A 13,268-nucleotide genomic window follows, 5' to 3' on the forward strand; every position below is an offset into this window, starting at 1 on the left:
ACCAGTGGCCGGCATTGATACCGCAAAGCTGCGTCCATCAATTTTAGTCCCGTTGCCCGTTAAAAGCCCCGGAATCCGGCCCTCCGTTTGGCACTGGAAGGGCACGACGACGGCGGGAGGCGCCGTCGTCGTGCCCCATCCGTCAGCAGTCGGCGCCGGCCAGCACCGGCGGCTTGGCGCTGCGCCGGACGATCACCACGGGGTGGCGCGCACTGCGAAGGTTGACCTTCAGGGTCAGTTCCCCGCGGCGGGCCAGCAGGACCGCGATGACGACGGCGGCCAGCGCCGGCGCCGCACCGGCCACCACCATCGCCCACTGCGGGCCCAGGTGCTCCGCCAGCGCCCCCATGAGCGGACCGCCCAGGGCCTGCCCGCCAATGAGGACCATGATGTAGATGCTCATCACCCGGCCGCGGATCTGCACATTGGTGGTCGTCTGGACCAGCTGGTTGGCGTTGGTGAGGAACATCAGCGAGACGAAGCCGGCCACCACCATCACAGCGCCGAAGGTGGCCATGGACGGGGCCAGCGAGCTCAGCGCCAGCACCACGCCATAGGCACCCGCCGCGCCGATCACCGTGCGCAGGCGCAGCACGGTGACGCGTGTGGAGGCCAGCGCGCCGCAGAGGGCGCCGACGGCCACCAGCGTGTTGAGCAGCCCGTAGCCGGCGGCTCCGGTGTGGAAGACGTTGTCCGCGTAGGCGGCCATCAACACGGCCAGGCTCAGCCCGAAGACGGCGAAGAAGGCGGCCATCACCGTGGGCCAGAAGATGGTGGGCTTGCGCCGCACATAGGCCAGCGCCTCGCGGAACTGGCCCTTGGTCCGCGGTCCGGGAGCGATCTTGACCAGTTCGGAGCGGCGCAGGCAGGCGAGCGACACCACCGTGAACGTGCAGGCCACGGCGTTGACGGCAAAGGCCCAGCCCCCGCCCACCGCCGTCATCAGCACGCCGCTGACCGCCGGGCCGATCATGCCGCCCAGCTGGAAGATGGAGGAGTTGAGGCTGATCGCATTGCGCAGCTGGGCCGGGCCCACCAGCTCATTGACAAACACCTGGCGCGCCGGCTGGTCCAGCACCGTGGCCAGTCCCAGCAGGAAGGCAATGGTGTAGATGTGCCAGACCGCGATGGTGCCGGTCAGGGCCAGGACGGCCATGACGGCGGCCAGCACGCCTGCGCTGGACTGGGCAATGATCAATATGCGCCGTTTGGAATATCTGTCGGCCAGCAGCCCGCCCAGGGGCATCAGGACCAGCGACGGGGCAAATTGCATGAACACGGTGATGCCGACGGCGGTGACGGAGCCGGAGAGTTCCAGCACCAGCCAGTCCTGGGCCACGCGCTGCATCCAGAGCGCGATGACTGCCACGAGGTTGGCGGCGGCAAAGATGCGGTAGTTGCGGACCTTGAGCGAGGAAAACGTCGCCCGCCACGGCGGCCGGGCGGAGACGAGGTTGATGGGGGCGGTCAGGGCGGCAGCTTGCTGCGCAGAAGGGGGTGTCAACGTCTGTCCTGGTCTGGAAAGGATGGGTTGGTCCTTTAAGGCTAGGCGGCGCCCGACACATAATGAACGGATATGGTCCCTATAAGTACCATTGACCTTTGTAATAGTTTCGGCTTCGCAGCCGGGTTCGACGGCGTTCCCACAGTCAGGCGGCTCCCCTCATGTTTGATCCCACACAGTTGAAGAGCTTCCTGGCCGTGGCCGAGACGCACTCCTTCACCCGGGCCGCCGAGCGGCTCTCCCTCAGCCAACCGACGGTGAGCCAGCATGTGCGCAAGCTGGAGGCCGCCGCGGGCCGCCAGCTGGTGGCCCGCGACACCCGCGAGGTGGCCCTGACCGACAATGGCGATGCCATGGCCGGCTTTGCCCGCACCATCCTGGCCGCGAACGACGCCGCCACCCGCTACTTCTCCGGCGCCGCCATGCGCGGGCGGCTGCGCTTTGGCACGGCGGACGATCTGGCCGTCACAGGGCTGCCGCGGATCCTGCGCGAGTTCCGCCAGCTCTACCCGCACGTCAACCTTGAGCTGACCGTCGGCCAGAGCGACCAGCTGCACCGCCGCCTCAAGGCCGGGCAACTGGACCTGGTCTTCATCAAATGGGTCTCGGGCGCGCAGGAGGGCGTGGTGGTCAAGCACGACACCTTTGACTGGGTGGGACTGGAACAGACCATGCTGGAGCCCGGCGCCCCCGTCCCCGTGATCGCCTATCCGGCCCCGAGTCTGAGCCGGAAGCTCACGCTGGATGCCCTCGAACACGCCGGCCGCACCTGGCGGGTCACCTGCACCACCAAGCAGATCAGCGGTGTACTGGCCGCCCTGCGGGCCGGCATCGGCATTGCCGTCATGCCGACGTCGTTGGTTCCGGAGGATCTGAAGGTCATCACCCGCCGCTTCGACCTGCCGCCGGTGGGCGATGTGGACTTCACCCTGATCCGCAATCCGCTGGCCAACACGGAGCTGGTTGATGCGTTGACCCAAGCCATCATGGGCCGGAAACTGACACCCGTGGGCCGGCGGTCCTGACCCAGGCCGGGACGCCGCCACGTCGTCGTCCGCGCGTGGTGACCAACATCCCAGAGCCGGCGAAAGCTGACGGCGGTACACTGGAGGCGTTATGAACAGAACCATGTTTAAGTCCAAGATCCACCGGGCCACCGTCACGCATGCCGACCTGCACTACGTCGGCTCCGTCACCGTGGACGAGGATCTGCTGGACGCTGCGGACATCCTGCCCGGCGAGATGGTCTCCATTGTGGACGTCGACAACGGCTCCCGGCTGGAGACCTACACGATCGCGGGCGAGCGTGGTTCCGGCGTGCTGGGCATCAACGGCCCCGCGGCGCACCTGGTGCAGGAAGGCCACACGGTCATCCTGATCACCTACGCGCAGATGACCACCGCCGAGGCGCGCGACTACGTGCCCACCGTGGTCCACGTCAACGCCAGGAACGAGATCATCCAGCTGGGCACGGATCCGGCCGAGGCCGTCACCGAGGGCCTGTTCCGCCCGCCGCTGGCCACCACCCGCTAGACCCCACCCGCCGCACCGCTCCGCTGCTGCACGGCATCCGGTTGCCGCCGCATGCCGTCATCGGCGTCATCGGGGCGGTTCCGACGCGGATACCGGCATAGGCTGGAGGCGTGCCCCACCACCGCCCCGCCGCCGACAAGCCCCAGATGCTGCCATGCTAGGCGTGCTCCAGGGGTTCTTCGTCGTCTGGATGGTCATCCTGGTGGGCTGGTTCATCGGCCGCCGCAAGGTGCTGGGACCCGAGGCGCAGTTGGTGTTGAGCCGGCTGGCCTTCTTCGTCGCCAGCCCCGCCCTGCTGCTGGAAACCCTCAGCCGGGCCGACCTGCACGTAGTCCTTTCGCTTCCACTGCTGGTGGCGGCCTGCTCCGCCGTGGTGACGGGGGCTCTGTTCTGGCTCATCTGCCGCTTCTGGCTGCGCCGCTCCGTGGCCGAATCCCTGCTGGGATCGATGTCCTCCTCGGTGGCCAACTCCGCCAACCTGGGCCTGCCGATTGCCGCCTATGTGCTCGGTGATGCGGCCTACATCGCCCCGCTGCTGATCTTCCAGCTGGCCTTCTATACGCCCGCCTACCTGCTGCTGCTGGACAGCGCCACCAGCGGACGCCGGGCCACACCGGTGCGGGTGCTGCTGCAGATCGTGCGCAATCCCATGATCCTGGGCACCGCGGCGGGCCTGGTGCTGGCCGGCACGGGCTGGCGCCTGCCCGAGCTGGTGCTGGCACCCATCCACCTGATTGGCGGGGCGGCCGTGCCTGCCATGCTGCTGGCCTTTGGCATGTCGCTGGCCGGCAGCCGGCCCTTCACCGCCGTCGACGGCCGGCGCACCGATGCCCTGCTGGCCGTCCTTTTCAAGCTGGTGGTGCATCCGCTGGCCGCCTACGCGGTGGCCCGCTTCGGGCTGGGCATGGACGGACACGCACTGTTCGCCGTCGTCGTCACGGCCGCCCTGCCGACGGCGCAGAACGTCTATGTGTCCGCCCAGCGCTACCAGGTGGGCGTCACCGTCGCCAAGGACACTGTGCTGGCCACCACCATTTTGGCCATCCCCGCCATGGCCCTCGCCGCCCTCCTCCTCGGCTGACCCCCGGCTGACCCAACTGGGTGACACTTGTGTCACATTTTCCGCGCCGGAACGTGCGATAACTGCCACCTAGTTGGGCTACCCTAGCGTCATGGCTACCGCATCAGAGATGATCAGCACCTTCACCAAGGGCTACACATTCACCGGTCCGTCGATCGCCCTGGGCGCGGCCATCATTGACGGGCAGGTCCATCCCGAGGCGCAGATCTCGCTGCCGCTGGGCATGATGAACCGGCACGGGCTGGTGGCAGGCGCCACCGGAACCGGCAAGACCGTCACACTGCACATGATCGCCGAGCAGCTGTCCACGGCCGGTGTCCCGGTGTTCATGGCCGACATCAAGGGCGACCTGTCCGGCCTGGCCACCGCCGGCACCGGCTCGGAGAAGCTGCTGGCCCGCACCTCGGCCCTGGGCCAGCAATGGGTGTCCAAGGCGTTCCCGGTGGAGTTCCTGGCCCTGGGCGGCGACGGCAATGGCGTGCCCGTGCGTGCCACGATCACCTCCTTCGGCCCCATCCTGCTCTCCCGCGTGCTGGACCTGAACGAAACGCAGGAATCCTCCCTGCAGCTGGTGTTCCACTATGCCGATACCAAGGGCCTGGAGCTGTACGACCTCAAGGATCTGCGCGCCGTCATCCAGTTCCTGACCTCCGACGAGGGCAAGGCGGATCTGACCGAGCTCGGCGGGCTGTCCAAGGCGACGGCGGGGGTGATCCTGCGCGAGCTGATCACCCTTGACGCACAGGGCATGAGCAAATTCTTCGGCATGCCGGAGTTCGACACCGCAGAACTGCTGCGCACCGCCCCGGACGGCCGCGGCGTCATCACCTGCCTGGAACTGCCCAGCGTGCAGGACAAGCCACTGCTGTTTTCCACCTTCCTGATGTGGCTGCTGGCGGACCTGTTCCGCGATCTGCCCGAGGTGGGCGACCTGGACAAGCCGAAACTGGTCTTCTTCCTGGACGAGGCGCACCTGCTCTTCAACGGCGCCAGCAAGGCGTTCCTGAATGCCATCACCCAGACCGTCCGGCTGATCCGTTCCAAGGGCGTGGGCATCTTCTTCGTCACCCAGACACCCAAGGATGTGCCAGCCGATGTGCTGGCCCAGCTGGCCAACCGCGTCCAGCATGCGCTGCGCGCCTTCACCCCCGACGACGCCAAGGCCCTCAAGGCCACCGTCTCCACCTTCCCGGTCAGCGACTACAACCTCGAAGAGGTGCTCACCAGTGCCGGCATCGGCGAGGCCGTGGTGACGGTCATGAATGAAAACGGTGCGCCGACGCCGGTGGCCCTCACCCGCCTGCGGGCCCCGGAATCCGTGATGGGCCCCAGCAGCGACGACCTGGTCAAGGCGGCCGTCGCGGCCTCCGCCCTGCTGCCGGCCTATGGCACGGAGCAGGATCCCATCTCCGCCTACGAAAAGCTCCAGGCCGCCGAAGCGCACGCCGCCCCGCCGGCCACCGGCCCCGCCGTCGGCGCCCCCCTGCCGCCACCGCCGCCCGTGCAGCTGCCCGGGGACGGCGGCATCGGATTCGGCCTGCCCACCGGCGTTCCAGGCACTGTCGCGCAGCCCAGCCAGGGCTCCGGCATGGCCGGGGACATCATGGGCGCCATCGGCGGTGCACTGGGCGGCGGGGTCAAGAGCATGATCCGCTCGATGGGCTCCAGCCTGGGCCGGAACCTGATGCGGGACATCTTCGGAACGGCCACCCGGCGCCGCCGCTGACAGGGGCCGATGCCCGCACCGGGTATCGTAGGGCAGGTGAACAACGGGGCCAGACTCATCAAAATAGGGGCCATTTGGCTCCTGGCGCTGATGCTGGCTGCCCTGGCCGCAGTGGCCAGCGTTGCCATGGTCAATGCCAATTTCTTCGGTCCACAGCAGCCGGTGCGGGACTATTTTGCCGCCCTGCACGAGGGCGACGGCGCCAAGGCCCTGGGCCTGCTGCGCGCCAATGTGCCCCAGGCGAATGCGGCCATGCTGGACGGTGACGGGCTCAAGCAGTCGGCCGCCGCCGTCACGGATCTTCATGTAGGCAACCCGCGCCAGCTCCCGGGCGGCCACTCGGCCATCACGGCCAGCTACACCATCGACGGCGCCGAGCTGTCCACGGATTTCGAGCTGGAACCGGGTCCGCGGCATTGGCTGTTCTTTGACAGCTGGCGCTTTGTGCCCACAACGCTGCCCACCATCGATGTCTCCGTGGTCAACGCGCAGCAAGCCATGGTCAACTCCGTCAAGGTGAACATGCCCGGCGGGCGGAACACCTTCGCGGTGTTCTTCCCCGGCAAGTACCAGGCGGAGTACCGCAGCGACTTCTTCCAGGCTCCCCCGGTCACGCGCACCGTCACGGCCAGCGGCACCCGGGCCCCCGCCGTCGCGCTCGCCACCGGCCCCACCTCCGCACTGGTCAGCCAGGTGGACGCCAAGCTGCACCAGTATCTGGACCAGTGCGCCGGCCAGCCGGTGCTGCTGCCCACGGACTGCCCGCTGGGCTCCAAGACGGACAACCGGGTGCTCTCCGCCGTGAAGTGGACCATCCTGTCCTACCCTGAGGTGGACATCTCCGCCTACGGTGGCACGTGGGTGCTGGCCCCGCTGACGGTCAAGGCGCAGGTGGAGTTCCAGGAGCAGGAGCTGTTCACCGGCAAGATCGTGGACGTCAAGACGGCCGAGGACTTCGGCTTCACCGCCAAATTGAACGTGACTGACACCTCCGTCTCCGTCACCCCGGTGGTCAGCTACTAGTCCCCACTTGCCGGCCTGGACAATCGCTGGCGCGATTCTCCCGGAACCTGGCAAGCGTGGGCCCACCCACTTGCCGGCTTGGACAATCGCTGGCGCGATTCTCCCGGAACCTGGCAAGCGTGGGCCCACCCACTCCGTTGCTCCAAAAAAGAAGACGATTGCCGTTGGGGAACATGCGTGGACATGTTCCCCAACGGCAATCGTCTTCCTTTTCAGCGAAATCAGTCCGGAGCTAGTCCATGCCGCGCAGGTCCAGCGACAGCTCGGTGGCGCCGTCGGCGCTCATGAACACCGGGATGCCCCAGTCCTGCTGGTACAGGTGGCAGGCGGCGTGGTCGGGGATCTCGCCGTCCTCCGTCTCGGGTCCGTCGCAGGCCGCGGCACGGGCCGTGATGTGCAGGATGCCCTCGGGGACGTCCGCGGAGAGCACCAGCGTGCGCGTGAGGCCCACGGAGGTGCCGCCACCGTCCACCAGCAGCTCCGGCGGGGTGGAGGAGATCTTCAGCTGCGTGGGATCGCCCCAGCGGTCGTCCAGCTTCTGCCCGGTGGGGGCGGAGAAGCGGATCTGCAGGGCCAGCTCGCCTGCGGCCACGGGCGTCTTGGGGCGCTGCGTCTGGGCCGCACCCTCATCCACCTGCTGGGCGTCCTTGGGGATGGCCACGCGGACCAGCTGGTGGCGGTTGGCCTCCACCACGATCAGCAGCGGCACCTCCCCCGTGTTGTCCAGCAGCACGTCGGAGGGCTCGGCCAGGCCGCGGGCCAGGGTGCTCACGGTGCCGGTGGCGGGGTCGTAGCGGCGCACGGCACCGTTGTAGGTGTCCGCGATGGCCACGGAGCCGTCCGGCAGCACCGCAACACCGAGGGGGTGCTGCAGGCGGGCCTGCGCGGCCTCGCCGTCGCGGAAGCCGAAGTCGAACAGGCCGGTGCCGATGGCCGTCTCCACCGTGACGCCGTCCTCGCCCAGGCGCAGGACGCGCAGGGCGGAGGTCTCGGAGTCGGCCACCCAGATGCTGCCGTCCGGGCCCTCGGCCAGGCCGGAGGACTGGGCAAACCAGGCGCCCTCGGCGGGGCCGTCGAGCAGGCCCTCGAGGCCGTTGCCCGCCACGATGGACACGGCGCCGGTGGTGGGGTTGAAGCCGAAGATCTGGTGCACGCCGGCCATCGCAATGACCACCTGGCCCAGCTTCTCGGAGTACACAACGTCCCACGGCGAGGACAGCGCCACGTCCAGCGGTTCGGTGCCCAGCACGCCGTTGGTGCCGGCGAGACCAATGCCGCTGGCATCAACGCGGGCGGGGCCGGCCTCGAGCAGGCGCTGCACGCCGCTGCCGGCCACGGTGGTGACGGAGCCGTCGGCCAGGTTCACCCCGCGGAGGCGGTGGTTCACGGAATCGGCGACGACGACGTCGTAGCCGGCCGCCGCTGCGATCCCGGCGGGGAGCTGGGCCAGGCCCTGGGGCTCGTTGAAGGCAGCCTCGGCAGCGGAACCGTCCACGTGGCCCTTGGTGCCGGTGCCGATGGTGCGCACCACGGTCAGCAGGTCCGGGGCCAGCTCCACCAGGCGGTGGTGGCCGGTGTCGGAAACCAGGAAGTTGCCGCTGGCCAGCGGCAGGACCTTGCCGGGGAAGCGGAGGTCGCCGGCGGTCGGCTCGGGGGCCACATAGGGACCATCGCCGCGGTGCAGCGTGCCCTTGGCCTCGTGCTCGGCAATGAGTTCGGGGATCAGCGAGGCCAGGCCTGCCGCGTGGCCCTCTCCGGAGAGGTGCGCCACGATGTAGCCCTCGGGGTCCACCACCACGAGGGTGGGCCAGGCGCGGGCGGCGTAGGCCTGCCAGGTGACCAGCTCGGGGTCGTCCAGCACCGGGTGGTGGATTTCGTAGCGCTCGACGGCGGCGGCCAGCGCCACCGGGTCCGCCTCGTGCTCGAACTTCGGCGAGTGCACACCCACCGTCACCAGAACGTCCTTGTACTGCTCCTCCAGCGGGCGCAGCTCATCGAGCACGTGCAGGCAGTTGATGCAGCAGAAGGTCCAAAAATCCAGCAGGACGATCTTGCCGCGCAGCTGCGCCAGGTCAAGCTGCTTGCCGCCGGTGTTCAGCCAGTTGCGGCCGACCAGTTCGGAGGCGCGCACGCGCGCCGTGGTGGTGGTTGTGGTGTGTGCGTCCACTAGGGCTGCTCTCCTTGGCTGGGGGTGCTGGGGTTGGCGGGGCTTGCGGATGCGGCGGGCCGGGCGCCCGTCGGGACAATCCCGGCGTCGCGCTTGGCCAACTGCGAAAACATGTTGTTGTAAGCATCCAGATCGGCGTCGTTATTCCTGTCCGCCGCCCGGTCCGTGCGTTTGGTCTCCCGCGCATCCGACCGCGACCACATGATGGCCACGCCCAGGGCGATCGCCACGGTGGGGACTTCGCCGATCCCCCAGGCAATGCCGCCGGCGGTCTGCTGGTCCAGCAGGGCCGGATCGCCCCACGCCCGGCCCATGTTGCCGAAATAGTCCCCGGCCAGCAGCGCCGTCGAACTCATCAGCGAAACGCCGAAGAAGGCGTGGAAGGCCATGGTGGCCAGCAGCAGGAGCAGGCGCAGCGGATACGGGGCCCGGCGCGGGAGCGGATCGGAGCCGATCATGCTCATGATGAAGATGTAGCCGGTGATGGTGAAGTGCAGGATCATCAGCTCGTGGCCGATGTGATCGCGCATGGCGTAGTTGAACGCACCGGAGTAGTAGAACAGCACCAGGGAGCCGGAGAAGTTGGCGGCGGCGAAGAGCGGGTGGGTGACCAGCTGCGAGAACTTGGAGTGCACGACGACGAGGATCCACTCGCGGATGCCGCGGCTGCCGTCCGTGCGGGCCTTCAGCGCCTTCAGCGCCAGCGAGACCGGTGCGCCGAGCACCATGAACAGCGGCGAGATGACCATCAGGGCCATGTGGTCCACCATGTGCGCGCTGAACAGCACCATGCCGTAGACGGCCGGGCCGCCGGAGGTGACGTAGACCAGCACGGCCATGCCCAGCAGCCAGGAGATGGTGCGGAAGATGGGCCACTTGTCGCCGCGGCGGTGGAGTTTGAGAACGCCGAGCAGGTAGCCGGTGCCGGCGGCCAGGGCGAAGGCCAGCCAGAGCCAGTCCATCCGCCATTCGGTGAACCAGCGCGACGGCGTGAGTTCCGGCGGCAGCGGGTAGCCGGAGAGGATCTCGGCCGGGGACAGGGTGGCCTCGCGGTTTGCCGGCGCGGGAGGCGCCGAGCGGCTCAGTGCGACGGCGATGCCGCTGGTGGTGCCCATGAGGATGAGCTCGGTCAGGATGAGCTGCCACAGGACGCGGCGGACGCCGAGGGTCTTCTTGCCGCTGCTGCCGCCGTTTGTGCCGGAGCCGGCTTTGCCGGTGCCGCCGAGGCGCGGGATGATCCAGGACCGGTGCATATAGCCGATGGTGCCCAGCACCAGCGTGGCCACGGCCTTGGCCATCAGCAGCTGGCCGTAGGTGGAGCCGAAGAGCTCTCCCCAGCTGTGGATGCGGATAGCACCGTTGACCACACCGGAGGCAAAGACCACGAAGAAGGCCAGCAGCGCCAGGGCGGAGAACCGCTTCAGCACGGTGCCGGTCAGCTTGCCCAGCGCACCGGAGACCACCACAAGGGCGATGATGCCACCGACCCACAGGCTGACGCCCACGATGTGCAGCAGGAGCGAATTGACGGCGCCATTGTGGTCCGCACTGGAGGCCGAGTGCCCCACGAGCGCCTGCGGGGTCAGTGCAATGAGGGCGATGACGAGCGTCGCGACCAGACCGCTCAGCGCCCGCACACCAAAGCAGAGGGTGGTGACGACGGCGGCAAAGATGGTGGTGGCCAGCCAGGCCTGCCCCACGGGCAGCTCGGTCATGAAGAAGACCAGCTGGCGGCTGTAGTCATCGCTCGTGGAGGGTGCCAGACCCGCCACATCGGAGTAGGTCAGCACCAGAACCGCCAGGGACGACAGGGTCCAGGTGCCGGAGGCGACGGCGGCAAGGGTCATGGCGCGGGTGAAGGCGGGGTGCTCCGGCTCAGACTTCGCGTCGGCCGCCGTGCCGGAGGTGCGCCGGGTGCGGCCCTTGAGGTCCCGCGGCAGGATGAAAGCGGCAAAGACCAGCGCACCAACCACGCTGGCGACGGAAAGGTTGTAGACCACCTGGGCGATCGGCAGGCCCCAGCGGGTCACGGCCCCGGGGTCGGAGAGCTGGCGGGTGGCCGCCGCTCCGGAAAAGGCCAGGGCCGCCACCAGCGCCAGCAGGGCGGCACCCGCCCCCGCCAGCAGCCAGGGGCTGCTGATTCCGTCCGCGAAGGACCGGCGGGCCGACTGGGGCGTCGGCTGGGCGTGGGTGGTGGTTGTCGATGGCACCTATCCATTCTCTTGCACCCACGCCGGATCGGGCGAATCAGGCAACACCCAGCTTCGGGCCCGCCCCACGTTGGATCGGCGGTTAAAGCAACAGGAGGGTGCCCGCTGGATCAGCGGACACCCCCTGCGAAGTCTTCTAGAGACTACTTCTTGGCAACAGCGGCCTTCAGCTTGGAGCCAGCGGTCAGCTTGACGCTGTGGCCAGCGGCAATCTGGATGGTCTCGCCGGTCTGCGGGTTGCGGCCCTGGCGGGCGGCGCGGTCGGTGCGCTCAACTGCGAGCCAGCCCGGGATGGTGATCTTCTCGCCGGCGGCAACGGAGCTCTCGAAGACCGAGAACAGGGCATCCAGCACGGAGTTCACTGCGGTCTGGCTGGTCTCAGCCTTAGCAGCAACCTCAGCAACCAATTCACTACGATTCTTAGCCATGTGTGTCCTCCTGGACGTGGGATGGGTTCAGCGTGCACGCGGTGTCGTGCCAACCACTGCTAGCGAACATATCAGTTCAACCCCGGAATTCCGGCAATTTTGGGCACTTTTGCCAGCAAAATGGCCGGATTTGCGGGTTTTTTCGCTCTCAGCCGAGCCTTGCCCGGTCCTCGGCATCGTTTTGGGCGCCGACGCCGGACGGGGGCGGGTCCGTGATCCGCGTGAATCCGCAAACGGCAAGCCGCCCGCAGGCCGCAGCGGCGCCTGCGGTGAGGGCGGTCCACCAGTATCCAGGCTGGTGCGCCGTGTCGTGGGGCAGCAGCCACAGGATCAGGGCCGCCGTGGCGGCAGCGGTGCCGGCAATCACCGCGATGTGGATCCCCTGGTTCCGGATGCGCCGCAGCAGCAGTCCGCCCACCAGGATGGCCACCGCCAGCGGCGGGCCGAAGAGCACCAGCAGGAACAATGGAATGCCAATGACCGACAGGCCGCCGTCGTACTCGATCCGGTCATCAATAATGAAGATCACCGCCGGCAGCGGGAACACTATCGTCCAGACAACGGTCCCGACGGCAAATTGGCCAATGCCGAAGCTGACCCGGCGCTTTGGATGGCGCGCGGGCCGATCCGCACCTGCCTGGCCGTTGTGGATCCGGGCACGCTGGGCGCGTTCATAGCGCTGCAGTTCCTTCAACGTCGGCTCGGGCCGCATGCTCATGTTTGCCGTCCTGGGCTCACGCTGGCAGCCTACAGCCCGGGCACCGGCCGCCGTCGCCGCCCATTGCGCCATCCGCTCTGCGGGCGCCACCCGGGTCCAGGGCACAAAAAAGGCGGCACCCCCAAGGGATGCCGCCTTTTCAGCAATACCTACCAGCTGGACTTCGTGATGCCCGGCAGCTCACCGCGGTGAGCCATGTCGCGGAAGCGAACACGGGAAATGCCGAACTTCTGGAGCGTTCCACGCGGGCGGCCGTCGATGGCGTCGCGGTTGCGAACGCGCACCGGCGAAGCGTTGCGGGGCAGCTTCTGCAGGCCCAGACGTGCGGCCTCGCGGGCCTCGTCCGTGGCGTTGGCGTCAACGAGGGTCTTCTTCAGCTCGAGGCGCTTCGCGGCGTAACGCTCAACGATGACCTTGCGCTGCTCGTTCTTGGCGATCATGGACTTCTTAGCCATATGCTTAGCGCTCCTCTCGGAATTCGACGTGCTGACGGATCTTGGGATCGTACTTCTTCAGAACCAGACGGTCCGGGTCGTTACGACGGTTCTTGCGCGTTACGTACGTGTAGCCGGTGCCCGCAGTGGACTTCAGCTTGATGATCGGACGTACGTCCTTGTCCTTAGCCACTAGAGCTTCACCCCACGAGCAAGAATCTGGGCTACGACAGCGTCGATGCCACGAACGTCAATGGTCTTGATGCCACGTGCAGAAACCTGCAGCGTGACGTTGCGGCGCAGGGACGGAACCCAGTAGCGCTTCTTCTGGATGTTCGGATCGAACCGACGCTTGTTGCGGCGGTGCGAGTGCGAAATGCTATGTCCGAAGCCCGGCTCGGCTCCGGTCACCTGGCAATGTGCTGCCATGGTCACTCCTCAGTC

13 protein-coding genes are annotated in these 13,268 nt (G+C 67.9%); 5 read left to right on the top strand and 8 right to left on the bottom strand.

Annotated features, from left to right (window positions below; translation table 11 throughout):
• Positions 1–142: 142 nt before the first annotated feature.
• The gene (locus K254_RS23565; protein ID WP_051389281.1) at positions 143–1,504 is read right to left on the bottom strand and encodes an MFS transporter; all 1,362 of its coding nucleotides are present in this window, start codon (positions 1,502–1,504) and stop codon (positions 143–145) included.
• 161 nt (positions 1,505–1,665) lie between these two features.
• On the opposite strand from K254_RS23565, the gene K254_RS0115660 reads away from it, so the two are divergent.
• From K254_RS0115660 to K254_RS0115680, 5 genes are all read left to right on the top strand, one after another.
• Complete coding sequence (locus K254_RS0115660; protein WP_026556170.1) at positions 1,666–2,529, top strand: LysR substrate-binding domain-containing protein; 864 nt, start codon at positions 1,666–1,668, stop codon at positions 2,527–2,529.
• Between the two features lie 91 nt (positions 2,530–2,620).
• The gene (gene panD, locus K254_RS0115665) at positions 2,621–3,037 is read left to right on the top strand and encodes an aspartate 1-decarboxylase (RefSeq protein ID WP_026556171.1); all 417 of its coding nucleotides are present in this window, start codon (positions 2,621–2,623) and stop codon (positions 3,035–3,037) included.
• A 154-nt stretch (positions 3,038–3,191) separates the two neighbouring features.
• Complete coding sequence (locus K254_RS0115670) at positions 3,192–4,118, top strand: AEC family transporter (RefSeq protein WP_026556172.1); 927 nt, start codon at positions 3,192–3,194, stop codon at positions 4,116–4,118.
• 91 nt (positions 4,119–4,209) lie between these two features.
• The gene (locus K254_RS0115675; protein ID WP_026556173.1) at positions 4,210–5,844 is read left to right on the top strand and encodes a helicase HerA-like domain-containing protein; all 1,635 of its coding nucleotides are present in this window, start codon (positions 4,210–4,212) and stop codon (positions 5,842–5,844) included.
• Between the two features lie 36 nt (positions 5,845–5,880).
• Complete coding sequence (locus K254_RS0115680; RefSeq protein WP_051389282.1) at positions 5,881–6,867, top strand: hypothetical protein; 987 nt, start codon at positions 5,881–5,883, stop codon at positions 6,865–6,867.
• Positions 6,868–7,099: 232 nt separating this feature from the next.
• Here the strand turns inward: K254_RS0115680 and K254_RS0115685 are convergent, their stop codons facing one another.
• From K254_RS0115685 to rpmB, 7 genes are all read right to left on the bottom strand, one after another.
• Positions 7,100–9,034: an NHL domain-containing thioredoxin family protein gene (locus tag K254_RS0115685; protein ID WP_026556175.1), complete on the bottom strand. Its 1,935-nt coding sequence runs from the start codon at positions 9,032–9,034 to the stop codon at positions 7,100–7,102.
• Entirely contained in the window at positions 9,034–11,244 is a 2,211-nt protein-coding gene (locus K254_RS23570) for a bifunctional copper resistance protein CopD/cytochrome c oxidase assembly protein (RefSeq protein WP_081710185.1), read from the bottom strand. Before K254_RS23570 ends, K254_RS0115685 begins: the two co-directional genes overlap by 1 nt.
• A gap of 143 nt (positions 11,245–11,387) precedes the next feature.
• A complete protein-coding gene (locus K254_RS0115695; RefSeq protein ID WP_026556176.1) occupies positions 11,388–11,672 on the bottom strand; it encodes an HU family DNA-binding protein in 285 nt (94 codons plus the stop codon).
• Between the two features lie 148 nt (positions 11,673–11,820).
• On the bottom strand, positions 11,821–12,390 hold the full coding sequence (locus K254_RS0115700; RefSeq protein ID WP_026556177.1) for a hypothetical protein: 570 nt from the start codon (positions 12,388–12,390) through the stop codon (positions 11,821–11,823).
• 149 nt (positions 12,391–12,539) lie between these two features.
• On the bottom strand, positions 12,540–12,845 hold the full coding sequence (gene rpsN / locus K254_RS0115705; protein WP_026556178.1) for a 30S ribosomal protein S14: 306 nt from the start codon (positions 12,843–12,845) through the stop codon (positions 12,540–12,542).
• Between the two features lie 4 nt (positions 12,846–12,849).
• A complete protein-coding gene (rpmG, locus tag K254_RS0115710; RefSeq protein ID WP_003798558.1) occupies positions 12,850–13,017 on the bottom strand; it encodes a 50S ribosomal protein L33 in 168 nt (55 codons plus the stop codon).
• A complete protein-coding gene (gene rpmB, locus K254_RS0115715) occupies positions 13,017–13,253 on the bottom strand; it encodes a 50S ribosomal protein L28 (protein WP_026556179.1) in 237 nt (78 codons plus the stop codon). The genes rpmG and rpmB overlap by 1 nt, the downstream gene beginning before the upstream one ends.
• Positions 13,254–13,268 lie beyond the last annotated feature (15 nt).

The sequence above is a fragment of the Arthrobacter sp. 35W genome (assembly GCF_000482545.1).
Taxonomy (GTDB): domain Bacteria; phylum Actinomycetota; class Actinomycetes; order Actinomycetales; family Micrococcaceae; genus Specibacter.